18 protein-coding genes are annotated in these 23,012 nt (G+C 49.1%); 10 read left to right on the top strand and 8 right to left on the bottom strand.

The genetic code is table 11. The features are described 5' to 3' along the window. Positions 1-51 precede the first annotated feature (51 nt). Complete coding sequence (locus tag B153_RS0131695; protein WP_026262603.1) at positions 52-456, top strand: PadR family transcriptional regulator; 405 nt, start codon at positions 52-54, stop codon at positions 454-456. A gap of 37 nt (positions 457-493) precedes the next feature. After that, a complete protein-coding gene (locus B153_RS0131690) occupies positions 494-2,998 on the top strand; it encodes a PspC domain-containing protein (RefSeq protein ID WP_020600780.1) in 2,505 nt (834 codons plus the stop codon). Positions 2,999-3,085: 87 nt separating this feature from the next. On the opposite strand, the gene B153_RS0131685 is transcribed toward B153_RS0131690, so the two are convergent. The 5 genes from B153_RS0131685 to lepA all read right to left on the bottom strand — a co-directional run bounded on the left by B153_RS0131685 (position 3,086) and on the right by lepA (position 9,229). Continuing rightward, complete coding sequence (locus tag B153_RS0131685; RefSeq protein ID WP_020600779.1) at positions 3,086-4,153, bottom strand: AI-2E family transporter; 1,068 nt, start codon at positions 4,151-4,153, stop codon at positions 3,086-3,088. A 68-nt stretch (positions 4,154-4,221) separates the two neighbouring features. Next, complete coding sequence (locus tag B153_RS0131680; RefSeq protein WP_020600778.1) at positions 4,222-5,604, bottom strand: L-serine ammonia-lyase; 1,383 nt, start codon at positions 5,602-5,604, stop codon at positions 4,222-4,224. Between the two features lie 114 nt (positions 5,605-5,718). Continuing rightward, complete coding sequence (locus B153_RS0131675; RefSeq protein ID WP_020600777.1) at positions 5,719-6,474, bottom strand: oxygenase MpaB family protein; 756 nt, start codon at positions 6,472-6,474, stop codon at positions 5,719-5,721. Positions 6,475-6,560: 86 nt separating this feature from the next. Continuing rightward, a complete protein-coding gene (locus B153_RS0131670) occupies positions 6,561-7,292 on the bottom strand; it encodes an OmpA family protein (RefSeq protein ID WP_020600776.1) in 732 nt (243 codons plus the stop codon). 149 nt (positions 7,293-7,441) lie between these two features. Then, complete coding sequence (lepA, locus tag B153_RS0131665) at positions 7,442-9,229, bottom strand: translation elongation factor 4 (RefSeq protein ID WP_020600775.1); 1,788 nt, start codon at positions 9,227-9,229, stop codon at positions 7,442-7,444. 542 nt (positions 9,230-9,771) lie between these two features. Here lepA and B153_RS0131660 point away from each other — a divergent pair. The 4 genes from B153_RS0131660 to B153_RS0131645 all read left to right on the top strand — a co-directional run bounded on the left by B153_RS0131660 (position 9,772) and on the right by B153_RS0131645 (position 12,885). After that, positions 9,772-10,245: an Lrp/AsnC ligand binding domain-containing protein gene (locus B153_RS0131660; RefSeq protein ID WP_026262602.1), complete on the top strand. Its 474-nt coding sequence runs from the start codon at positions 9,772-9,774 to the stop codon at positions 10,243-10,245. Positions 10,246-10,316: 71 nt separating this feature from the next. Beyond that, positions 10,317-10,856 (top strand): ATP-dependent protease subunit HslV, encoded by a 540-nt coding sequence (gene hslV, locus B153_RS0131655; protein WP_020600773.1) that lies wholly within the window; start codon positions 10,317-10,319, stop codon positions 10,854-10,856. Between the two features lie 132 nt (positions 10,857-10,988). Further along, positions 10,989-12,470: a sensor histidine kinase gene (locus B153_RS0131650; RefSeq protein WP_020600772.1), complete on the top strand. Its 1,482-nt coding sequence runs from the start codon at positions 10,989-10,991 to the stop codon at positions 12,468-12,470. Further along, entirely contained in the window at positions 12,421-12,885 is a 465-nt protein-coding gene (locus tag B153_RS0131645) for a response regulator (RefSeq protein WP_020600771.1), read from the top strand. Before B153_RS0131650 ends, B153_RS0131645 begins: the two co-directional genes overlap by 50 nt. Positions 12,886-12,909: 24 nt before the next feature. Here B153_RS0131645 and dacB read toward each other — a convergent pair whose 3' ends face one another. Further along, entirely contained in the window at positions 12,910-14,484 is a 1,575-nt protein-coding gene (gene dacB, locus B153_RS0131640) for a D-alanyl-D-alanine carboxypeptidase/D-alanyl-D-alanine endopeptidase (RefSeq protein WP_020600770.1), read from the bottom strand. A 133-nt stretch (positions 14,485-14,617) separates the two neighbouring features. On the opposite strand from dacB, the gene B153_RS0131635 reads away from it, so the two are divergent. From B153_RS0131635 to B153_RS0131620, 4 genes are all read left to right on the top strand, one after another. Further along, positions 14,618-16,048: an MBL fold metallo-hydrolase RNA specificity domain-containing protein gene (locus B153_RS0131635; protein WP_020600769.1), complete on the top strand. Its 1,431-nt coding sequence runs from the start codon at positions 14,618-14,620 to the stop codon at positions 16,046-16,048. 108 nt (positions 16,049-16,156) lie between these two features. Next, entirely contained in the window at positions 16,157-17,110 is a 954-nt protein-coding gene (locus B153_RS0131630) for an acetyl-CoA carboxylase carboxyltransferase subunit alpha (protein ID WP_020600768.1), read from the top strand. A gap of 64 nt (positions 17,111-17,174) precedes the next feature. Beyond that, positions 17,175-17,786, top strand: a complete 612-nt coding sequence (locus B153_RS0131625) for an HAD family hydrolase (protein ID WP_020600767.1) — start codon at positions 17,175-17,177, stop codon at positions 17,784-17,786. A gap of 69 nt (positions 17,787-17,855) precedes the next feature. Beyond that, positions 17,856-19,007: a site-2 protease family protein gene (locus B153_RS0131620; RefSeq protein WP_020600766.1), complete on the top strand. Its 1,152-nt coding sequence runs from the start codon at positions 17,856-17,858 to the stop codon at positions 19,005-19,007. A 43-nt stretch (positions 19,008-19,050) separates the two neighbouring features. On the opposite strand, the gene B153_RS0131615 is transcribed toward B153_RS0131620, so the two are convergent. Beyond that, complete coding sequence (locus tag B153_RS0131615) at positions 19,051-21,186, bottom strand: FUSC family protein (protein ID WP_020600765.1); 2,136 nt, start codon at positions 21,184-21,186, stop codon at positions 19,051-19,053. A gap of 14 nt (positions 21,187-21,200) precedes the next feature. Further along, positions 21,201-22,964 carry an ABC transporter ATP-binding protein gene (locus B153_RS0131610; protein ID WP_020600764.1) on the bottom strand — a complete coding sequence of 588 codons (1,764 nt, stop codon included), beginning with the start codon at positions 22,962-22,964 and terminating at the stop codon, positions 21,201-21,203. Between the last annotated feature and the right edge of the window lie 48 nt (positions 22,965-23,012).

Genomic DNA, 23,012 nt, shown 5'->3' with positions numbered 1-23,012 from the left:
AGTACCTTTTACTACCTTTGATGTAAGAAATTAACGAAATTCTATATACCAATGAATATTGAAAACGCTCAAGTGCAAATGCGGAAGGGCATCCTGGAGTTCTGCATTCTGCACATCATATCGCGGGGCGAAGTGTATGCTTCCGATATGCTCGACGAGCTGACCTCCGCCCGAATCATGGTTGTGGAAGGTACGTTGTACCCACTGCTAACCCGATTGAAAAATGCCGGTCTGCTCGATTATAAATGGGTAGAGTCGACCTCCGGGCCCCCTCGTAAATATTATATTCTGACAGAGCTTGGCCGTTCTTCGCTGGATGCCCTCAACGAAACCTGGCAGGAACTTGCCGAATCGGTCAATGCGATTGTCGGTAAAGCGGAGCAGCATAAGAAACCGGCCAATGGGGCGTCGTCTGTTCTACCATCCGATCCTACCACTCCATCTGCCAACGCTTAACCTATTCTCTTCTCAATAGCCGAAATGTCGGATCATCATGAAAAAGACCATAAGCATCAATATTAGTGGCGTCATCTTCCATATCGAAGAGGATGGCTACGACAAACTTAAAAATTACCTGACCTCGGTACAGCAGTACTTTTCTACCTACGAAGATAGCCAGGAGATTGTAACCGACATCGAGAACCGAATTGCCGAAAAGCTGTTGGTGAAATTGAAATCTGCTGATAAACAGGCTGTTTCGCTGGAGGATGTAAACGAACTGGTGGCGGCTATGGGTACCGTTGCTGATTTCGAAGCCGTGGAGGAAGAAGAAGTACTCGTTACCACGGGCGGTCGTAACTCGGCTAACGGAAGTACTCAGGCCAAATCCACGCAATCGACGCCCCCTAACACAGGCACTTTTGCGTCGCAGCCTGCCGGTACAACCTTCGAACCACGTCGGTTGGTGCGTGACCTCCGCCGGAAAACCCTCGGTGGGGTGTGTTCGGGGCTGGCGCATTACTTCAATATCGATGTGGTGTGGGTACGGCTGATTTTTCTGACTTTGTTTCTGGCTTTACCTCCGCTGGGCCATGAGTTTGGGGCTGGTGTTTCGAGCTTTACCCTGATCGTGTACATTGCCATGTGGATTGCCTTGCCGGGCGTTAATACCATTGAGGATGACAAAACGGTCAAAAAATTCTTTCGGAACCCTGAAAATAAAGTACTGGGCGGGGTAGCCTCTGGGATTGCCGCTTACTTTGGCGTCGATACGGGCATTATCCGGTTGCTGTTTGTACTGGGTATTGTGTTTTTTGGGGTTGGGTTTCTCCTCTACATCGTGCTGTGGATGATTGCCCCCCAGGCCAATACGCTTACCGAGAAGATGGAAATGCAGGGGCAGCCAATTACGCTGTCGAATATCGAACACAGCATCAAGCAGAATCTGAATATCAACGAATCGTCTACGAACGAAAGTACACTTACCCGGGTTCTGCTGTTTCCGTTTCGGGCTATTGCAACCATTATTGGCGGACTGGGTAGTGCCTTAGGCCCATTTCTGAATGCGGTTGTCGCTGTGATTCGGATTTTTGCGGGCGTACTTATGCTCATCCTTGCCTTTTCGTTGATGGTGGCCTGTCTGGCCGTGGCAGGAGCCTTCATCGGATTTGAATCGGGAGCACACTTCGGTAACCTGCCTATCGATATGATTCGGGGCGACATCACTGCGCCTATGGTTCTGGCAGCGTTTCTGGTTGGGTTTATTCCTGCCTTTGGATTGGCCATATTGGGTATCATGCTGATCGTAATGCGTAGTGTCTTGAGTAGCCGTACGGCCTTAACGCTGGCCGGTGTCTGGCTGGTAAGTCTGGTCATATTTGGCGGTACGGTAACGCCTTTGCTGAGCAGCTTCCAGCGTCGGGGCACGGTCGAAGAAACCAAAGTGCTGAACGTACCGGCGGCCATCCCAACATTCGCGATGAACGATGTGGAAAACGACGACAACTGGCGGCCATCTATCGAATTGAAAGGCTACGAGGGCACGGCGTTAAATCTGGTCCAGTATTTCCGGTCGCAGGGGAACACCCGCGCTGATGCTCAGGCCAATGCCCGCCAGATCCGGTATGTGTACACCATCAAAGACTCGACCGTGCGTTTTGATGAAACTATTGAATTAGCGCCAAAAGCTCGGTTTCGCGGCCAGGACCTGGATATGGACCTGATGATCCCCTACGAAAAACCGTTCCGCATGACCCGCGAATTTGCCCGGTTTATTCGTAATGAATTTGGCGGTAAGGAATTTGATCGGATGGAGTCGAGTATCTGGAAGTTTACGAAAGTCGATGGACTGGTTTGTATCAACTACCCCCGCGAAAAAGACCGGGGCTACGACGACGAAGACAACGACGTGACCGATCTGACGGAAGATGTGCAGAATGCCGTGGCGAGCGAATTAGGAGATGATTTCGACCATGTTGGCGATCATACCCGCCAATTCAACGCTACTGATTTTTCGAAAGTCGATGTGGGTGGCGCTTTTGTGGTGCGCTTCCGTAAAGGAGATGCTTATAAGGTGGTGGCCGACGGGCGAGAAAAAGACCTGGAGGATGTAAACGTAAAAGTAGAAGGCAATACCTTGAAAGTATTCATCGACCGGAAGGGAATATTTGACTGGAGCAACCGCAAGCGGATTGGCCTGACCATTACCATTCCTAAGGCGATTGACGAACTGCAATTATCGGGGGCTTCCAAGGCCAGCCTGACGGGTTTCGATCGGTATACGCATCTAACCATCGGAATGAGTGGCGCTTGTCGTACGGTATTCGATGGCGAAGTCGATAAGCTGGACCTCGATATGTCGGGTGCTTCCAATACGGTGCTGCATGGTCATGCCAATCAGCTAGAGGCCGAATTGAGCGGTGCCTGCAAACTGGAAGCAACAGGAATGAACATTGATAAAGCACGAGTAGATGCAAACGGAGCCAGCCATGCTGATCTGGGGCAGGTAGGTTCTCTCGATTCCGAAACCTCAGGTGCCAGTAAGGTGACGCGGCAATAGGGAAATGATTGAATGATAGAATGGCGGAATGATTGACTAGGCTGGAGCCAGCTTTGTATTCAATCATTCCGCCATTCTATCATTCAATCATTTCGTCTTTTCCGCAGCTTGTTCAAGCTTTTCCTCGGCCAATGCCGCTTCTTTTTCCTGCTTCTTATTCTCTCGTTCGAATACGTGAATCAGCACGATGAAATAGGAGAGGAGTAAAGGGCCAATAACCAGACCGATAATGCCGAAGATGGGTACGCCCAACACAATACCAGCCAGTGTGATAAGTGGGTGAATATCGCCCATGCGCTTGGCAAGCATGATGCGAAGGAGGTTGTCAATGTTGATGATCACAATGACACCAACCAGTAGAATACCAACTCCTTCACCCGTATTTCCCTGCGATAGTTGAATAAGTCCGGCAGGAGCCCAAACCAGCGGGGTGCCCAATACGGGAATAAAAGCCAGAAAAAAAGCAACGGTGCCCCAGAATGCCGAGTCAGGTACCCCAAAGATCCATAAGGTTAGCCCCGTCAGAACACCCTGCACCAGGCTGACCAGCGCCTGCCCCAATACGTTGGCATTGACATTGTTTTTAAGTGATTCCGCCAGTTCCTTTTGGGTGTCCCGCTTGAAGGGTAAATATTTTTGTAGCCCTTTCTGAAACGACTCCTGTTGCACAAACATAAAGTAAAGCGTAAAGAGCATTAGGCCGATAATCACAATAAAATCCAGCGCTCCACCCGCTATGGAAGGCAGCAAACGGCTGGCATAAGTACCACCCTGGCGGAGGATGGCCTGAATATTTTGCTGACTGGTGATCTTGTAGCCCGTTAGTTCTTCGACTTTTTTTACCAGATTTAGTATGACTTCGGTATGCTGACTATAATACTGAATCCGGTCGATCAGTAACAGACTGAGCGTTAAGAAAGGTAAAATGATTACTACCAGGGAAAAAACGATCAGCAGAGAAGCGACTAACGTTCGGTTCCAATTGCGCTTAATGGCAAGCGCCGTAAACCAGGGCCGTAAGACCACATATAAAATGCCTGCGCCCAGAAACGCCGTCGTATAGCCACTTAAGCCGAATAGGATGAAACCGGCTATAATGAGTAGGCTTGCAATTAATAAAATGCGTTGTTGTTGGGGTGTATAAATCGAATTCATCGTGCTGAATGGTACCGTATACGTTGACGGTATATCATTAAAAACATATTAAATGGGCAAAATTGTTTTTAACATTCTGTCGCACTAAGGGCCAGCCCTGCTTCGGAGGTCTCTTTGTATTTGGTCGACATATCGCGGCCGGTGGCTTTCATGACTTTAATAACGGCATCGAGCGAGATTTTCTGGAACGAGGCCGCTCCTGAAGTGGCCAGTAAATACGCATTATACGCTTTTACGGCTCCCATGGCATTGCGTTCGATACAGGGAATCTGAACATACCCACCAATGGGGTCACAGGTCATACCAAGGTGGTGTTCAATAGCAATTTCGGCGGCCGCTTCAATCGGTCCAATATTGACTTTGTCCTGTGCGCACCGGGTCAGGAAAGCAGCTCCCATAGCGGAAGCTGTGCCAATTTCGCCCATACATCCCATTTCAGCGCCCGATATACTGGCGTTATGTTTGACCAGAAATCCGATCGCGGCAGCTGCCAGCATACCCGCTCGCAGGGTGGCTTTATCGTGATGAAAATGATGTTTGGCCAAATAGGTCAATCCCGGAATTACACCCGATGCTCCCGAAGTTGGTGCCGTTACGACGATACCTCCGGCTGCATTTTCTTCAGATGCAGCCAGACAGTACGCATTCAAAAAAATCAGAAAGCTATCGGACGACTGGCTCATTTCCTTCGCCTGCTGAAACAGAATCGGCGCTTTGCGGCTTAGTTTGATCGACCCCGGCAACGTACCCTTGTGGCGTAGTCCGCGCCGAACCGCTTTGTGCATGAAGTCCAGAATCTGGTCTAGCCGCTGATTGACGTCTACACGACTTCGACCCGTAACAGCCATTTCGTTGGCCAGTAGCAGGTCGTCCAGAGAAAGCTGGTTGTTGGCAAGCTGTGCCTTCAACTCGGCCATGGTTCCATATGGATAGGGCACCGACTGCGGGCTGGGGGCAGCCTCCGGCTCTCCTTTTCGCAGTATAAACCCTCCGCCAATGGAATAATATTCTTCCTCGGCCAGGGTCTCCTCGCCCGATACCAGCTTCAGTACCATGGTGTTGGCATAAGGCGAATCGTAGCGTTTTTTATGGAAGAAAATAGCCTTTGGGCCAACGCCAATGGTTTTTTCACCCACCAAGACGGGATAGGTGGTTACATCGTCCCGCAACAATTTCAACAAGGCATCGGGGTCCGTTGTTTCGGGCTGCCAGCCAAGCAAACCCGCCACAATAGCCCGGTCGGTACCGTGCCCTTTGCCGGTTGCACTCAGCGAACCATATAAATGAATCTGAATCGAATCGGCCTGCTGTTGCTGATCGGGAGCGAGCTGGGCCAGTCGCTGACGAAAATCGAAAGCAGCCTTCATGGGGCCAATCGTATGCGAGCTGGATGGCCCGGGGCCCACTTTAAACAGATCGAACACGGAAGTTGTAATTGGCGAGGAAGTCATTGTTGATGAAGGTTTTAGGAATTGATTGACCAACGTCGGTTTACAATGGGCTGACGAAAGAATCCCCTAATGGGTTTACCCTCAGACTGCAAACGGAAGCCTGTAAACAGAAAATTATCGATCCAATGCCCGAATCTGCTGTAAATATTCGGTCGGTAAAAGCACCCGCTGAACAAAAGATCGTAAGCCGATTGTATTGAGTAAGCCGTATAAGCCCAGCGAGTAATTGAGGAGAGGTCTCTGAGGTAGTTCGAGTAACTGACGAACCTGTTTGGGAACCAGTATTCCCTGTACCTGCCGGAGCAGATCATAGCGCCAGATTCCCAGTTCTTCCCGATACCGTTGAAACAAGCGATCCGTAAACTCACTACGAACCAGATCACGATTCAGATGAAGCTCCCGATCGGCCTGCCAATCGGTATACGTGGTTGGTAAATCAGGAACGCCCATGCCCACACCTACTTCACGAAACGTCATGAAAAGCTCATTACACTCGGCAACAGTAAGCGGACGTTTCAATAATTCAAAAGCACGCTGTGAATAGTCGATGAGCATATAGAGTACGTCACGATAGGCCCAGGCCGGTATCTGATACCCGCGTTTCTGCTCAATACCCTGGTGAATAGCACCCATGCGGGAAATGGCCTGGCGGGCTTTTTCATCGGGGGTAAATACAATTTCCTGTGCATAGCGCACCGTTGAAAACAAGCGGCCAATCGGGTCGGCGGGTAATTTGCCAGTATAAAACAACCAATCAACGGCTCGGTTGAGGGCGAACTCAGCCGCCGATCCGGCAAAAACGAGCAGGATTACATCCGCATCGCCCCAAATCTGGCGAACAATGGAACCGGGTTTTACGAAATAAGTCATCGGGAAGCCATTTCGTGGTCATTCATTATCATCTGGTTGATCACTGTGAACAGTTCAATGGCAATTTATGACAAAGAATGACCTACTTACATAGCTAATACAACAAATTCGACCCGTCGGTTCTTTCGTTTGTTCTCTTCAGTATCGTTGGGAGCGGCCGGGTGGCTATCTCCGTAACCATTGTGGCGAAGACGGTTTTCCGGGATGCCATTTCGAACCAGATAATTGGTAATGATTTTGGCCCGATTTTCGGAAAGGGCTTGATTCAATCGTCGGTCACCCACATTATCGGTATGCCCGGCAATTTCAATAACCAGTTTTGGAGTCGTAGCCAGCGTTTTGATAAGCTTATTTAATTGCGGATACGATTCGGGTCGTAGGATGTAACTACTCTGATCGAAATACACATTATCGAGTCGAAACGCCTGGTTGACCTGTAGATTCCGGAAGATACTATCGGGTTTGGGCTCTTCTTTTTCAAGCCGGATCACATAGCCATAATCTGTACAGGTATCGCACGAAACCACCATAAGTTCTTCGGCTTCGTAGTAACCGGGCGAACTGGCGATCACATTCAGGGTATCGGTACGGGTGAGTACGAAGGCAAACGGCTTTCCATCGGTAAAGCTTTTTCCCACAAACTTCTTCCTGGCCTGTTTGGCCTGAATGGTAAATTGGGCCGGGACTTCCTGCGATGTCTTTTCATCAACTGCCGAAATGGTGAATAGCGTTTTCTGGGTACGGGCAACGGCCAGATTCTGACTGTAAGTTGTTGGTACGAGCGCTAGTATAAAGAATAAAGAGAGTAAAGCACGCATTTGGGTTATGGTTATTCATTTGTGTAACCATAGCGCAAAAAAAATGCCGCTTTTGTTAAGTACCTAAATTGGTATTTTGGGGTCTTTATTTTCGGTTGAAAGTTGGATGTATAAAAAAAGCCAGTCCATTTCTGAACTGGCTTTTTTTATTAATTGATCTTCAAAACGGCCATAAACGCTTCCTGCGGGATTTCGACGTTGCCTACCTGGCGCATACGTTTCTTCCCTTTTTTCTGTTTTTCGAGCAGTTTACGTTTCCGCGAAATATCCCCACCGTAACATTTGGCCAATACATCTTTACGCAAGGCGCTCAGGGTCTCGCGCGCAATGATTTTCTGGCCAATAGCTGCCTGAATCGCGATTTCGAATTGCTGACGAGGGATTAATTCCTTGAGCTTTTCGCACAGTTTTTTCCCCCACTCATAGGACTTCGAGCGGTGAACAATGGCCGAGAGGGCATCGACTTTATCGCCGTTGAGCATAACGTCGAGCTTTACCATGTCCGATTCGCGGTTGTCCATGAACTCGTAGTCGAGCGAGGCATACCCGCGTGAAATTGTCTTGAGCTTATCGAAAAAGTCGAATACAACCTCAGCCAGTGGCATTTCGAACTGGAGTTCAACCCGTTCGGCAGTTAAGTACACCTGATTTTTAAGTATACTCCGCTTATCCATACAGAGGCTCATAATACCGCCCACATACTCTGCTTTGGTAATGATCTGCGCCCGGATAAACGGCTCCTCAATATAATCGATCAGGTTGGGGTCGGGCATATCGGCGGGGGCTGATACCTGAATCTCCTGTCCTTTCGTGGTCATGACCTCAAAACGCACCGATGGCACGGTGGTAATGACCGTCATGTCAAATTCGCGTTCCAGGCGTTCCTGTACAATCTCCATATGGAGCATACCCAGGAATCCGCAGCGGAAACCAAAGCCCAGAGCGGCCGATGTTTCGGGCTCCCAAACCAGTGCTGCATCGTTGAGCTGGAGCTTCTCCATCGCATCGCGCAGATCTTCGAATTCACTGGTTTCTACCGGATAAATACCCGCAAATACCATCGGTTTTACTTCCGAGAAGCCCTGAATAGCAGCACTGGCAGGATTGTCGACGGTAGTGACGGTATCCCCAACTTTAACTTCTTTCGCGACTTTAATACCCGAAATGAGGTAGCCTACATCCCCACATTCGATCACGGGCTTAGGCACCTGATCCAGGCCCAGTGTACCTACTTCATCGGCAATGTATTCTTTGCCGGTATTCATAAACTTAACCTTATCGCCTTTCCGAATGCGTCCGTTTTTGACCCGGAAAATAACTTCAATACCCCGATAGGAATTGAAATGCGAATCGAAAATCAAGGCCTGTAACGCGCCGTCGGGATCGCCAGTTGGCGCCGGAATCCGCTCGACAATGGCGGCCAGGATTTCTGGGACCCCGATTCCTTCTTTACCCGAAGCCGGAATAATGTCGTCCCGATCGCAACCCAGCAGGTCTACCATCTCGTCCTTAATTTCTTCAGGCATGGCTCCCGGCAGGTCGATCTTGTTCAGCACAGGAATAATGACCAGGTCGTTATTTAGCGCCAGATACAGATTGGATATGGTTTGGGCCTCGGTTCCCTGCGATGCATCGACCAGAAGTAAGGCGCCTTCGCAAGCGGCAATGGATCGTGAAACCTCATAGGAAAAGTCAACGTGCCCTGGGGTATCAATCAGGTTTAGTGTATATAACTCCCCCTTATGCATGTACTCCATCTGGATGGCATGGCTCTTGATCGTGATGCCACGCTCTCGTTCCAGATCCATATCATCGAGCAGTTGGGCCTGCATATCACGGGCACCTACGGTCTTGGTAAATTCTAACAAGCGGTCGGCCAGGGTACTTTTACCGTGGTCGATATGAGCAATAATGCAAAAATTACGGATGTGTTTCACGTAGGAAAATCCTGTTTGATGTTTGGTGTTTGAAGGATAAAGTTGGTGGATTCGGCAGCTATTCGCACATCAGCCAGTAGTAAATCCCAACCTACATCTCTCAAATTACCTTTTTAAACGGCAAAAATACGCATAAAAAACAAACGCCGGTCTCATCCAGGAGCCGGCGTGTTCAATTACACTTCATCAACAAACTAAAAACCAAATGCTGTAGGAGGGGGACTCGAACCGCCCACGGTGCAGTTAGCTACAGTACAATCTCTGGTGGTCAACCCCAGTCGCCACAAGGGCGGCATTATGCTGCGTTTATCCTTTATCACCACCCCCGAGACAGGAGGGCACGTCTGCCAATTTCGACATCCTACAGTGTGAGGAAAAAATGTCAAGAAGACCGGCGTGCTGACCCCGCTCGATCAACTTGACATTGCAAAGTTAAGCAATAGATCATATTTGTTGCAAATTTCACATAAAATTTTCTTAAAATTTATAATTCGTTTAAAAATGAAGTAGATTTGTTGCACTTCATCAAAAAATTGATTGAAATGGCGGAAAAAAATTTAGAAATTGATAATACCGATCTGAAAATCCTGAGTTTATTGATGCAGGACGCCAACATGCCGTATACCGAAATAGGGAAACGAATCTTCGTATCGGGCGGGACGGTACATGTGCGGATGAACAAGCTTCGGAAGATGGGTATTGTTCGGGGATCACAACTGGTGATCGATCACGCCAGGTTGGGATGGGATATTAGCGCCTTTCTGGGTATCTATTTAGATAAAAGTTCATTGTACGAAGACGTATCGAGGCAACTGGAAAAAATTCCTGAAGTCGTCAATGTGCATTATACCACGGGGATTTATAGCATCTTCGCCAAGATCGTTTGTCGCGATACGCAGCACCTGCGTGAAGTCCTGCATGATAAAATCCAGAAAGTGAGCGGGGTGCAGCGAACAGAAACATTCATCTCTCTTGAAGAGAGTATAAACCGCTCCATCCCGTTTTCGGAAGAGTGATGCGCAGGGGGCAAGGAGTGTGAACCCTAAACCGCCTTACCCGTGTTATACCCACCAATACAATTTAATTTATGCAGCCTACAATTCATGCAACAACCGTAGTTGGTATTCGGCACAATGGCCATGTGGCCCTGGGTGCCGATGGACAGGCTACGATGGGAAATACCATTGCCAAGAGTAATGTTCGAAAAGTTCGGGTACTGATGGGGGGGAAAGTGCTGGCTGGCTTTGCCGGGTCAACCGCCGATGCCTTTACGTTGATTGAACGCTTTGAAGAGAAATTAAATGCGTACGGAGGTAATCTCAAACGGGCAGCTATTGAACTGGCCAAAGACTGGCGGACAGACCGCTATCTGCGAAAACTTGAAGCCATGCTCATTGTGGCCTCCAAAGATGATCTGCTCATCGTATCGGGTACGGGCGATGTGATCGAACCCGACACTGATATTGCGGCTATTGGTTCAGGCGGAATGTATGCTCAATCGGCAGCTATTGCGCTGAAAAAACATGCATCCGACCTGTCGGCTGAAGAGATGGTTCGGGAAAGTCTGCATATTGCCGCCGACGTATGTATTTATACAAACCATAATTTGGTGGTTGAATCGTTATAAGGAATACAGACTCATTAACGTTGTGGAGCAAGCGAAACAAGACAATAGGCTTGAGGGTATATTGTAATATGTTAATTGTTTCACTTTGATTGATCCCATTCCTTACATTTGCTGTACGAGCATTCAGACGTTATGAAGATTGCACCACAGTTTGGTCCCAGACTTATGAACCGGCGAATAGCCCTGGGATTCATTGTAGCTATGGTACTGATTGCGTCGGGGTTTATTATATCGTTTTACAGCTATAACAAGCACGGCGAAGACACACAACGGGTTCGGCATACCTACGAGGTCACTGGCACCCTTGAGCGGATTCTGTCAATGGTGAAAGATCTGGAAGCAGGCTCGCGCGGCTACCTGATTACCAATGATACCTCCTACTTGCAGCCCTACCGGAAAGCCGTGATTCAATTGCCCGTTGAACTCAAAACGCTGGAAGGACTAACCACCGACAATCGGCTTCAGCAGCACCGTCAGCAAGTGCTGGCCGAGCTAATCAACGATAAACTAGCGGCCACCCAGGTGCGAATCGCTACAAGCATTGCCGACAAAAATAACCTGGCAGTGAGTGCACAAAACAAGCGCCTTATGAACATCATTCGGCAGCATGTGTCGGTGATGGTCGAAACAGAACAGTCGCTGATGGAGATGCGGAACAAACTGGCCGTCCGTTCGTTTCGGAATACACTGACTGTAATTTTTGCCCTGTCGTTGCTAACGTTTATGACGTTGGTTATCTCGTACCGACTGCTGGAACAGGAGCTGCTTCGCCGTCAGGAAACGGAAGATCAGCTCCGTGAGTATGAGGATCAGTTGAAAGGGCAAATTCGGCAACTTGAAACGTCAAACGAAGAGCTGGAACGGTTTGCATTCGTAGCCAGTCACGACTTGCAGGAGCCACTACGAAAAATTCAGTCGTTTGCCAATCTGATTACAGATCGCTACAGCAGCTTGTTCGATGCCGACAGCCTGATGTTTATGGGCAAGATTTCGCACTCGGCCGAGCGCATGTCGAAGCTGATCAAGGATTTATTAAATTTCTCGCGGATATCGAATCATCAGGAAGGATTTAAAGCGGTATCCCTGGCCGATATAGTGCAGCGGATTCTCGACGACCAGGAGTTGCGGATCAAAGGGATGGATGTACAGCTTGATGTGGGTGAGTTGCCTACTATTCAGGCCGTTCCCAGTCAAATGGACCATCTTTTTAACAATTTAATTTCGAATGCGCTTAAATTTACCAGGTCCGACGTTCGGCCGCTGCTCCGGATTCGAGCCCAGCCCGTTCGTGGGGATGCGTACAATGAACTAATTCCGGGCAGACCTTATTTTGAAATTACCATTGAAGACAATGGAATCGGGTTTGAGGAGAAATATTTAGATCACATCTTTAAAGTTTTTCAACGATTGCATGGCAAAACGGCGTTCGAAGGGACTGGCATCGGGCTAGCCATTTGTAAACGGGTTGTTATGCGTCATCACGGCTTTATTACAGCACGGAGTCAACCAAACGAGGGAACCACATTTGTGGTTGTCTTACCAGAAAGCCAATTACTACAACATTATGACAGACCAACTTCAGCCGAAACCTATTCATATACTGCTGGTCGATGACGACGAAGACGATCGTTATTTAACACGTGAAGCTTTTCATCAGCATTACCCAGCCAGTCGTATTTCGTTTGCTGAAGACGGAGAAGATTTGCTGGACTTTCTGAACTATAGCGGCCGGTATACCGGGGCAACTCATTCAATTCCTGAGCTGATTCTGCTGGACTTGAATATGCCTCGAAAAGATGGTCGTGAGGTGCTGCGTGAGATCAAGTCAAGCGATCAGTTCCGGCACATTCCAATTATTGTTCTGACCACCTCCGATGCCAAGGAGGATATTGAAACATCGTATTTTAACGGTGCCAATAGCTTCATTACCAAGCCTTCAACCTTTCAACGTCTGAGTGAGGTTACGAAGGCCATTGGCCAGTATTGGTTCAGCATTGTGACGTTCTGTGAGCACCCCGAAAATTTCTAACGTGTGAAAAAGGCGGCCGCCTGCTTATTTTTCACGCTTTTCGGCGTTCAATGAATCGGCTCCTTTCAATCCGACCAGACTTACAAAGATTTTTTCCAGTTCATTCGTGACGGTACGGCTTTGACCGGGGGTGAATTTATTGACCAGAATGCAGAAGGCCATGGGTTCACCATCGGCCGCTGTAAAATACCCGGCATACGCGCGTACGCCCTCAATGGAGCCACTTTTTGCCCGAATATTTCCGGCAGCTGCTGTTCCACGGGCCAGGCTCCGTACGGTACCAGTCTGCCCAACGATCGGTATGGTTTCGTAGTACTGCGGAAAGTTTTTGTCGCGGCCCATTGCACTCAGAATTCCGGTCATATTATCGGCCGTGAGTGCGCCAACCGTCGATAGACCGCTGCCATCCCGAATGCGAAAACCATCGAGGTTAACCCCTTTGGCTTTCCAGAAAGAAGTAATCGCTTCCAGGCTTTCTTCGGTAGTGCGTACGTGTTTATTAACGGCTAAGGCTGTGGTTCTTAATAACGCTTCGGCATAAAGATTTATACTCTGAAAATTGGTTTGCTGGATCAATAGGGGCAGAGTGGGCGACTTATACTGATTGATAATGGTTCGTTTCGCACTAACGGGGATGGTGGTTGGTAAGCCACCACCCAGTGAAAGGGGAGGATTGCTGACGGTAATGTTGTTTTGCGTAAGCTGATTTTGGAGGGCATAAGCTGCAAAGTAGGCCGGGTCGGGCAGGGCTCCTTTTACACTAAACTCATTGCCCGGTTCGCCGAGTGGCACTTTGCCCGTTAGCCATTGCTGATTCATAAATGGCACGCCATAGATATTCACCTGGTCGCCCGTGTTAGCCGCATCGGTCGTAACGGTATTTCGAAAGGTAATGTACGGAACGGGAGGGTCGGTACGAAGAACGGTGGCAGGGACATGTACGGATTTGCCGGGTCTGAAAAATACGCGGTACAAATTCTCATTGATGTTCAGTGCGCTCAGGCTGGCTCCGTAGTAATTGCCTAAATCGCCAAATGGCCAGGTATCGGGGGTGGTAATGTCGTCATACAAACTGGCATCGCCAACCACTAGGCCCTGTATTCGTCGGATACCCGCAGCTTTGACGGCATCGGTCCAGTTCTTTAGGAGTGTGGTTACATCGGGATAGCCCGGAAATCGCCAACTCCCCAAAGAAGGGTCACCAGAGCCGCGTACATAAAGATTACCAGTCAGCACACTGTCTTTAACCATTCCGTCGTATTCAAGCGTGGTTGTATAGGTAAAATTTGGGCCAAGTACGGCCAGTGCAGTTGCTGTGGTGATGAGCTTGAGTGTAGAAGCCGACGGTAAACTGAGCCGGGCATTGTAGCCAATGAGTTCTTCGCCGTCCCGTACCCGCCGTACCGACAGGGCAACGGTTCCGAATCGAGTAGCCGGACTGCCCTGAAAGGCGTCTACCTGGGCCAGCAGATGTTGGGTTGCCAGCGAATCAATCGGTCGTTTGTTGGAGGGTTGTGCGTTTAATGAAGCAACGTCAGCGAAAAGACAAACGGCAGCGGCAAGGGCATATTTGAGAGCAAAAAGGCGAAGAAAGCGCATTTAAGAACGGTTAGGCGATTCGATGGGTATTGCTTACCTTTGCAAACTTACAAAATACGAGCCATCCAGTTTACGTTAAGCCACCTTCGCAAACCTTCGTAAGAAAGAACACTGGTAAGTTAAAGTTGTACGCATGAAATTATCATTTCTGGGGGCAGCCCGGCAGGTAACGGGTAGTATGTATCTGCTGGAACTGGAGGATGACTACCGCATCCTGATTGACTGTGGTTCGGATATGGAGCGATCCAGTTCGAACGGGCAGACGGCCCCCGCCGTTACTCATCCGGGATTTTTTCCGTTTGAGGCATCAAGTATTAATCTGGTCCTGCTCACACACGCGCATGTAGACCATTCGGGAAATCTACCTAACCTGTTTCGGGAAGGGTATGAAGGGCAGATACTGTGCACAGAGCCAACCTTTGCGCTCACCAATGTATTGCTTAAAGATGCCGCTTCACTGAATCAGAAGCGGATCAACGATCTGAATGCCAGTAAAAAGCAGCGGGTAAAAGAACGGCAGTTGCAGCTACAGAAAGATTTGTATCTGGATAAGCAGGTTCGGGAATCGATGGAAAATGTAGTTCCGATTTCCTTCAATCGAAAGTTTCGTGTCGCTGATGGGGTCGATGTTACGTTTATTCCGGCCGGGCACCTGCTGGGGGCTGCCCATATTCTGATTAATGTAGTGGAAGGGGGTGTTCGGAAAAGTATCTGCTTTTCGGGCGATATTGGCCGCAGGAACTATCCGCTGCTGGTTGATCCGGCCCCTGTGCCTCCGGTCGATTATCTAATTTGCGAGAGTACCTATGGGAACCGGCTGCACGATAATCACCTCTCGCCCGAAGATACATTGGCCGATATTATTCAACGGACTTGTATCGATATTCCGGGTCGGCTCATCATTCCTTCGTTCAGTGTAGGACGCACGCAGGCCTTACTGTATACGCTGAATCGATTGTATACCGAGCGCAATTTCCCGCCCATCAAAGTATTCTCGGATAGCCCTATGGCATTCGAAAGTTCAAAGATTTACATGCAGCATGTGCGGATGCTGAATACGGAAGCCCGGGAGTTTTACAAAGAAAACGAAACGTTGTTCGACTTTGAGAATTTTCAGTTTCTGGAGTCGTCGAAAGCCAGCAAAGCTGTTTCAAATTATAACGAACCGTGCATCATCATTTCCTCGTCGGGTATGGTGCAGGGCGGACGAGTCGAATACCACGTTGCCGAAAATATCAGTAACCCGTATGCTACAATCCTGATTATTGGGTATTGCGCCGAAGGGACGCTCGGCTGGCGGCTGTTGAATGGTCAGCAAACCCTGAGTATCAAAGGTAAAGACCATCAGGTGCTGGCAAACATTGAGAAAATAGATGTGTTTAGTGGTCATGGCGACCGCAATGATCTAATTGATTTTGTCGGAATGCAATCGCCCGACACGCTCAAGTCGATTTTCCTGGTTCATGGTGAATTTGAGAGCATGGAGTCCTTTCGCGACACACTGGCCGAAGAAGGGTATCCACAGGTGGTTATTCCGAAAAAAGGCGAAACCTATGAATTATAAGTAGTGAGGTGTTAGGAGCAAGGAGTGAGCATGCTGGCGCTTATTTTTTTCTGATGCGTCCGCATGCTTGCTCCTCGCTCCTAACTCCTCGCTTCTAAAAACTACTTCATGAGAACTTATCTTGATTTTGAAAAACCCATTGCCGACCTCGAAGCGCGGCTGGAAGAAACGAAAAAACTGGCTCAGAGCAGCAACGTGGACGTGAGTGAAGCGGTGGCTATTCTGGAACAAAGTATCGATAAGCTTCGGCAGGAGATTTTCCAGAATCTGACGCGCTGGCAACGGGTCCAACTCTCACGGCACCCTGATCGTCCGTATACGCTTGACTATATTTCGCTCATGTGCGATCAGTTTATTGAATTGCATGGCGACCGTACGGTTCGCGACGATCCGGCAATGGTGGGTGGTTTTTGTGAGCTGGGTGGTCAGACGGTCATGATCATCGGTCAGCAGAAAGGGCGAAATACGAAGCAGCGCCAGCACCGCAATTTTGGTATGCCAAACCCTGAAGGCTATCGGAAAGCCCTACGACTGATGAAACTGGCCGAAAAGTTCAACAAGCCGATCATCACCATGATCGATACACCGGGAGCCTTTCCGGGGCTGGAAGCTGAAGAGCGCGGTCAGGGTGAAGCCATTGCCCGCAACCTGAAAGAGATGTTTATGCTTACGGTGCCAGTCATCTGCATTGTCATTGGCGAAGGGGCGTCGGGCGGTGCCCTCGGGATTGCCATTGGTGACCGGGTGTGGATGCTTGAAAATACCTGGTATTCGGTGATTTCGCCGGAGAACTGCTCAACCATTTTGTGGCGGAGCTGGAACTTCAAAGAGCAGGCTGCCGAAGCTATGAAGCTGACCGCCCGCGATATGCAGCTCAACAAACTGGTCGACGAAATTATTGAAGAACCCGTTGGCGGTGCGCATAATGATCACCAGGCCATGGCCAACCATCTCAAAGACGTCATTCTGTCGGCACTGGAAGAACTAAATGCCCTTTCGCCCGAAGAGCGTATCAATCAACGTATTGAGAAGTTCTGCGAAATGGGGGTTGTTGTTGAATAGATTGTTTTGGATTGATACCTGGAAATTCTGAATCAGCCAATCTGGAACCTAGAGCAATTCATTTGTGAAAAACCTGATTTTTGACCTTGGCGATGTGATCATCCCGATAGACTTGACGGCCCCCGTTCGGAATTTTGCCATGCTGGCCAATTTGCCTGAAGATGAAGTCTGGGCCATTTGGAAACAGCACGACTTTATCAATCGATACGAAACTGGCCTGATCGATGATATGGCCTTTCGGACGCAAATTCGGCAGTTGCTGAAAAATGATAGCTGGGCCGACGAAGTCATTGATACAGCCTGGAATACGGTGTTGCTGGAGCTACCCGTTGAGCGTGTCGAGCGTATCAAGGAATTAAAGAAAGACTATCGGTTATTTCTGCTCAGCAATACCAGTCCTATTCATATCAAGCATGTGAATGGTGTGTTGGCTAGCCTGAATCAGCCAACGCTGGAAGATCTTTTTGAACGGGTATTTTATTCATACGAAGTGGGCATGGCTAAACCGTCGCCCGATATTTACCAGTTTGTATTATCTGAAGCAGGGCTTGAGGCTACCGAAACAGCATTTTTTGACGATAATGGGGCCAACATCAAAGCGGCCGCTGCGTTAGGTATTCAGGCTGTGCAGGTCCAGCCACCGAAAACAATCCTTGACTACTTAAGGGATATATGATGTATAACAGGTCATGTATGATGTAGGATGTATAATGTATCCTATATCATACATCCTACATAAATAAGCATGAGCCCTCGCACCCGTACCTACCTCCTGCACGGAGGTCTTTTTTTGATCACCCTCATTACCACCACCCTGGCGGGAGCCGAATGGATGTTTGGGCGGTTTTTTATTCCGTCTGAAGGCATGCCTTCGCTAGGCTGGGATGAGTTTCTGGCTGGGTTTCAGTTTTCGATACCGTTTCTGGCTATTCTGACCGTTCATGAGTTCGGTCATTACTTTACGGCCAAAGCCAATCGTGTACGGGTGACGTTACCTTTTTACATCCCACTCTGGATCGGTATTGGGCAGAGCATTGGTACGTTGGGCGCTTTCATTCGGATTCAGGATTACATCAATAGCCGTCGGAAATACTTTGATATTGGGATTGCGGGCCCACTGGCCGGATTTGTATTGGCACTGGTTGTGCTATGGTACGGTTTCACACATTTGCCCCCTCCTGAATTTATTTTTACGATCCATCCTGAATACCAGAAATGGGGGCTCGACTACGGGTTGTATGCCTATCAGAACTTACCCGAAGGGGCTGCTATAGGATTAGGTGATAACCTGTTGTTCCATTTTTTCAAAACCTATGTTGCCGACCCTGCCCGTGTACCCCACCCTTACGAAATGGTACACTACCCGTATATACTGGCGGGGTATCTGGCGTTGTTTTTTACCTCGCTTAACCTCATTCCAATTGGCCAACTGGACGGAGGACACATTTTGTATGCCCTCATTGGGCGCAAGCGTTTCCAATGGGTAGCCCCTACGTTATTTATTGGATTTGCTTTTTATGCGGGATTGGGAGCCTTCAAACCCGCCGATTTTGCTGTACCCACCGACGAAGCATTCTTCTCACAATTGGGCAATTTCGCTTTGTATATTATCTTTTTGTATCTGGCCTTTGGGCGTATCAGCGATAATCGCACCACCAATCTGCTGATTACGCTTAGCGTTGTGGTAGGCCAGTTGATCGTTTCATGGATGATGCCAGCCGTAAATGGCTATTTTGGCTTTACGGTGTTTGTGTTTGTACTAGGACGGTTTTTGGGGGTCTATCACCCTGAAACGGAATTGGAAGAACCGCTTGATCTGAAGCGGCAGATACTCGGATGGGTTGCCCTTCTGATCTTCGTGATCTGTTTTAGTCCGCAACCGTTTTTGATTTCGTAATCGGCTTAAGACGTTTTCCACAACACGCCTGTCGAAAAGATGGCTATCGTTCAGCTCGTTCGACAAGCTTACCAATATCACTGCTGATTTGCTGAATAAAGTTGAGTTGCTCCTGAAGGGACGTGTCGTTCATCGAAGAAGTGGACGATAGCGATTCCTGAGCAACAGAATCCGTAATGGGTTTGGCTTCGGCAGAATCTAAACGACGCAGGCTTTCTGTTAAAGTATACAGCGCACGTTTGACCGGACGTAGTACGGGAGCTGGGTATGTTTTGGGCTCTCCATTGAGTTGTGTGGAAGTGATAGTAGCGACATTGGCCGACAGCACATGATTTAGCACAACAAATTCGTAGATCAGCTTTTCGTTACGTTGTTTGTGTTTAGGTTCCGAAAGCATTCGCTCAAAAGCAGAGCCCAGGTTGGCCGAGGTTACATACACCTCTTTTCGGGCTAGTTTGTAATCGACCAGCGCAAGCTGGCGTCCCGACAGGCTATCGAGCAGGAGTTGAATATACCGAATGTTGGCTTTTAGTACGGCTTTCATCGGTTTCAGAAGCTGGTCCGATTCCCACTGCGGAAAAAGCAGATACCCGGCTATCAGGGCAATTGTGCCGCCCAGAAGCGTATCAAATAATCGTTCTTCGGCTACCCCTAAATGACTGACGCCCAAGAAGCTGAACAGAATGAGTACAAACGGAGTGACGCAGATCACCATCACGATGTAATAGGTTCGCTGGGTGCTGTAGGTGCCCAGCATAAACAACACCATGAACCAGAAGTGAACGGTTTTGTCAGAAAAAAGGGTCAGTACCAGCACCCCCATCAGCCCCCCCACCAGTGTGCCGATAATCCGTTCGATGTTACGCTGTTTGGTCAGGCTAAAAGCCGGTTTTAGAATCACCGCTATTGTCAGCAGTACCCAGTAGCTATGGTGGCCATAGGGGAGGAGCTTGGTCAGCACGAAGCCAATCAACATCGCCAGCGAAAGGCGTACTGCATGGCGGAAAACGGCCGAGTCGAACGTCAGGTTATCCCGAAACGATTTGAGGTCAATTTCCTGGTGCGACACAAAACGGCCATATTCCATATTGTCGGCCTGGACAGGGTCAATAACGGGCATGGCCAGGTTGTTTTGTAAGGTTGACAGCCGCTGACTGACATTCCGCAGGCTGACCAGCACTTTTTTTAGAACCAGTGTACTCCCTTCCTGATCGCCCAGCGAATCGATTCGTCGTTTTAACCGATCCAGCGCGAGGGTCATATCGTCGGCCTGATGCATAGGGAGCGGCACCGGCGACTGAATGGCTAACCCAATATGATCGAGCGAAACGGATAAATGCCGAATGAGCCGGGCAATCTTCTCCAGTATCCCCGAACCGCCGAACCGTTCGCGAATGGCACCGTAATCGTAATACATGGCCGTAATCTGTTCGTACAGGTCAACTACATCTACGAACGTAAGCAAAAGCAACCGACCCGTTCGGGTTGATTCCGCTACAATACGACGACTTTTGAACAATACTTCCCGAACCGCATCCTGCTTTTCACTGACCACTACCTGCTGCGTAATAAGCCGTCGATAGTTATCATCCAGATCGGTCGAAATGGTATAGAAATCGGCTTTGATGGCCATGAGTTTAGCCATCTCATGAATGCACTGGCCGAGTGCCTGTTGCGCCAGACGGTAGGGTTGTAATCGGGTGGCCAATAAGCTGATGCCCGTATACCATAGTCCACCGATAAGCACACAGAGGCTTTCGTGGATAACCCCGGCCGCGTCGAGTGGGCGGTCGAGCATCAGAATCATGATCAGTACGGCAGCCGTTCCGACCGAAGTAGCCCGATTGCCGTAAATCCCCAGCATGGAAAAGAAAAAGCTGAACAGCAGAATTTCGACTCCCAATACATACGCATTCATCCGGGCAAAACCCGTGATGAGCGTCACCAGAAAGGCAAAAAGAACGGTAACGGTCATGCCATTCCGTCGATGGGCAACCGGACCTGGGGCATCGCTTATGCTGACATTCAATGCACCCAGCGACATAGCCAGGCCCGTCTGTAACTGGCCAAACTGCATGAACAGCAACGAAGGCAGCAAAATAGAGAGCGTAGTGCGCAACCCATCAGAAAAATACTGACTGGACAAGAAGTAACTAACTTGCCGGGTGCGTTTGTTCATGCGGGAATTGGTGGTTAGATCGCTGGGGCAGCGCCGGATTTACGTTCGCCAATCTGTTGCCGCCACATGGCGTAATATAGACCTTTCTGCGCTAACAATGCATCGTGGCTACCCGTCTCAACGATCTTTCCTTTTTCAAGCACAAAAATGGTGTTGGCGTGCATAATTGTCGATAGGCGGTGGGCAATTAAAATCGTAATTTGCTCATGAAGGGCCGAAACGCTCCGAACGGTGTCGGTAATTTCTTCTTCGGTGAGCGAATCAAGGGCCGAAGTGGCTTCGTCAAAAATTAACAGCCGGGGGTGCCGAACCAATGCTCTGGCAATCGACAACCGTTGTTTTTCGCCACCGGACATCTTCAGCCCCCCTTCGCCAATGGGCGTATCGAGCCCTTTTCCTGAGCGGGTTAACAGATGTTCGGCGGCCGCTTTATCCAGAGCGTCGAGCATATCGGCTTCGGTAGCATCGGGCCTGACGAAAGCCAGATTTTCGCGGATGGTGCCCGAAAATAGGTGAGTTTCCTGCGTAACAAACCCAATTTGCCGACGCATGGGATTAAAACGGAGGTCTTTGGTCGAAATGTCGTTGTAATAAATTTCGCCATCAACAGGTCGATACAGGCCAACCAGCAATTTAACCATTGTCGACTTCCCTGATCCTGATGGCCCAACAAAGGCAATGGTGTCGCCCAGGGAGGCTTCGAAGGAGACCCCGTCGATGGCGTTCTGTGTGGCTCCCGTATGCCGGAAAACTACATGCTCAAACCGCAAATGTTCGATAGGCCCTACTTCGATAGCGGCTTCCGGGTTCCGTTCGATGGGTTTTTCCATCAGTTTCTCGAAACTGTTCAATCCGGCTTCAGCTTCCCGATAGGCCAGTATAATGTTCCCCAGATCCTGTAATGGGTTGAAGATCGAGACGGAAATGAACTGCATGGAGATCAACTCGCCCGTGCTGAGTACATCTCGAAAAATGAGCCAGAGGAGGGTAAACAAAACGGATTGTTTCAGCACGTTTAAGGTTGTGCTTTGCCAGAATGTCAATAAGCGGACCCGACGCACTTTGGTAATTTCCAGATCAAAAATACGGGCTGTCAGGCTTTTGAGCCGACGTATCTCGGGGAAGGTCAGGCCGAGGCTTTTGATGAGCTCAATATTTCGCAACGATTCGGTAATGACGCCCGAAAGCAGGGCGGTTTCCCGATTGATGGTGCGCTGGGTGGTTTTAATCTGTTTGCTAAGTAAGCCGGTCAAGCCGCCCAGCAGTAATACGCCAATCAGAAAGACCGGAATGAGCGCCCAGTGTTTGGTGATGGCATACCAGATCAGAAACCCCATACCCACGATGGACGAAAACAGGACATTGACGAAGGAGTTGATAAACTTCTCGGTGTCGGTCCGAACCTTTTGTAGCGTCGATAACGTAGCCCCACTACTCTGATCGCCAAATTCCTGATACGATAGCCGGAGTGTTTGTCGCAACCCTGCATCAAAAATGTCGGTCCCAAATCGTTGAACGACCAGGCGGGTAAAATACTCCTGAAAGGCTTTGGTAATGTTCGACAGAATGGCTACGCCGATAGCGATAGTCAGTAAATGCAGCACACCCTTGACTTTTTCCGACTCGGTTTTCTGACCGGGATGGGTTGCATACTGGTCAATGATTTTACCGAAAATAATAGGATCAACCAGGGCGAGAATCTGAGCAATTCCTGCAAGGGCCAGCGCTGCCAGAGCCAGCCAGCGATAGGGCCTTAGATACTGCCAGAGAATGCGCATAATGTAAGCTATAGGATGTATGATGTATAACCAGAAAAAACATCATAC

It is taken from the genome of Spirosoma panaciterrae DSM 21099, assembly GCF_000374025.1.
In the GTDB taxonomy this organism is placed as follows: Bacteria; Bacteroidota; Bacteroidia; order Cytophagales; family Spirosomataceae; genus Spirosoma; species Spirosoma panaciterrae.
This window is presented reverse-complemented; position numbering and strand designations above follow the sequence as displayed.

What these genes read in the sequence shown, in the direction of transcription:
- B153_RS0131660 (WP_026262602.1), top strand. Translation starts at nt 9,772, where the DNA reads ATGGCGGAAAAAAATTTAGAAATTGATAATACCGATCTGAAAATCCTG.
- dacB (WP_020600770.1), bottom strand. Translation starts at nt 14,484, where the DNA reads ATGCGCTTTCTTCGCCTTTTTGCTCTCAAATATGCCCTTGCCGCTGCC.
- B153_RS0131645 (WP_020600771.1), top strand. Translation starts at nt 12,421, where the DNA reads ATGACAGACCAACTTCAGCCGAAACCTATTCATATACTGCTGGTCGAT.
- B153_RS0131610 (WP_020600764.1), bottom strand. Translation starts at nt 22,964, where the DNA reads ATGCGCATTCTCTGGCAGTATCTAAGGCCCTATCGCTGGCTGGCTCTG.
- B153_RS0131690 (WP_020600780.1), top strand. Translation starts at nt 494, where the DNA reads ATGAAAAAGACCATAAGCATCAATATTAGTGGCGTCATCTTCCATATC.
- B153_RS0131635 (WP_020600769.1), top strand. Translation starts at nt 14,618, where the DNA reads ATGAAATTATCATTTCTGGGGGCAGCCCGGCAGGTAACGGGTAGTATG.
- B153_RS0131695 (WP_026262603.1), top strand. Translation starts at nt 52, where the DNA reads ATGAATATTGAAAACGCTCAAGTGCAAATGCGGAAGGGCATCCTGGAG.
- B153_RS0131670 (WP_020600776.1), bottom strand. Translation starts at nt 7,292, where the DNA reads ATGCGTGCTTTACTCTCTTTATTCTTTATACTAGCGCTCGTACCAACA.
- B153_RS0131630 (WP_020600768.1), top strand. Translation starts at nt 16,157, where the DNA reads ATGAGAACTTATCTTGATTTTGAAAAACCCATTGCCGACCTCGAAGCG.
- B153_RS0131680 (WP_020600778.1), bottom strand. Translation starts at nt 5,604, where the DNA reads ATGACTTCCTCGCCAATTACAACTTCCGTGTTCGATCTGTTTAAAGTG.
- B153_RS0131620 (WP_020600766.1), top strand. Translation starts at nt 17,856, where the DNA reads ATGAGCCCTCGCACCCGTACCTACCTCCTGCACGGAGGTCTTTTTTTG.
- hslV (WP_020600773.1), top strand. Translation starts at nt 10,317, where the DNA reads ATGCAGCCTACAATTCATGCAACAACCGTAGTTGGTATTCGGCACAAT.
- B153_RS0131615 (WP_020600765.1), bottom strand. Translation starts at nt 21,186, where the DNA reads ATGAACAAACGCACCCGGCAAGTTAGTTACTTCTTGTCCAGTCAGTAT.
- B153_RS0131675 (WP_020600777.1), bottom strand. Translation starts at nt 6,474, where the DNA reads ATGACTTATTTCGTAAAACCCGGTTCCATTGTTCGCCAGATTTGGGGC.
- B153_RS0131685 (WP_020600779.1), bottom strand. Translation starts at nt 4,153, where the DNA reads ATGAATTCGATTTATACACCCCAACAACAACGCATTTTATTAATTGCA.
- B153_RS0131650 (WP_020600772.1), top strand. Translation starts at nt 10,989, where the DNA reads ATGAAGATTGCACCACAGTTTGGTCCCAGACTTATGAACCGGCGAATA.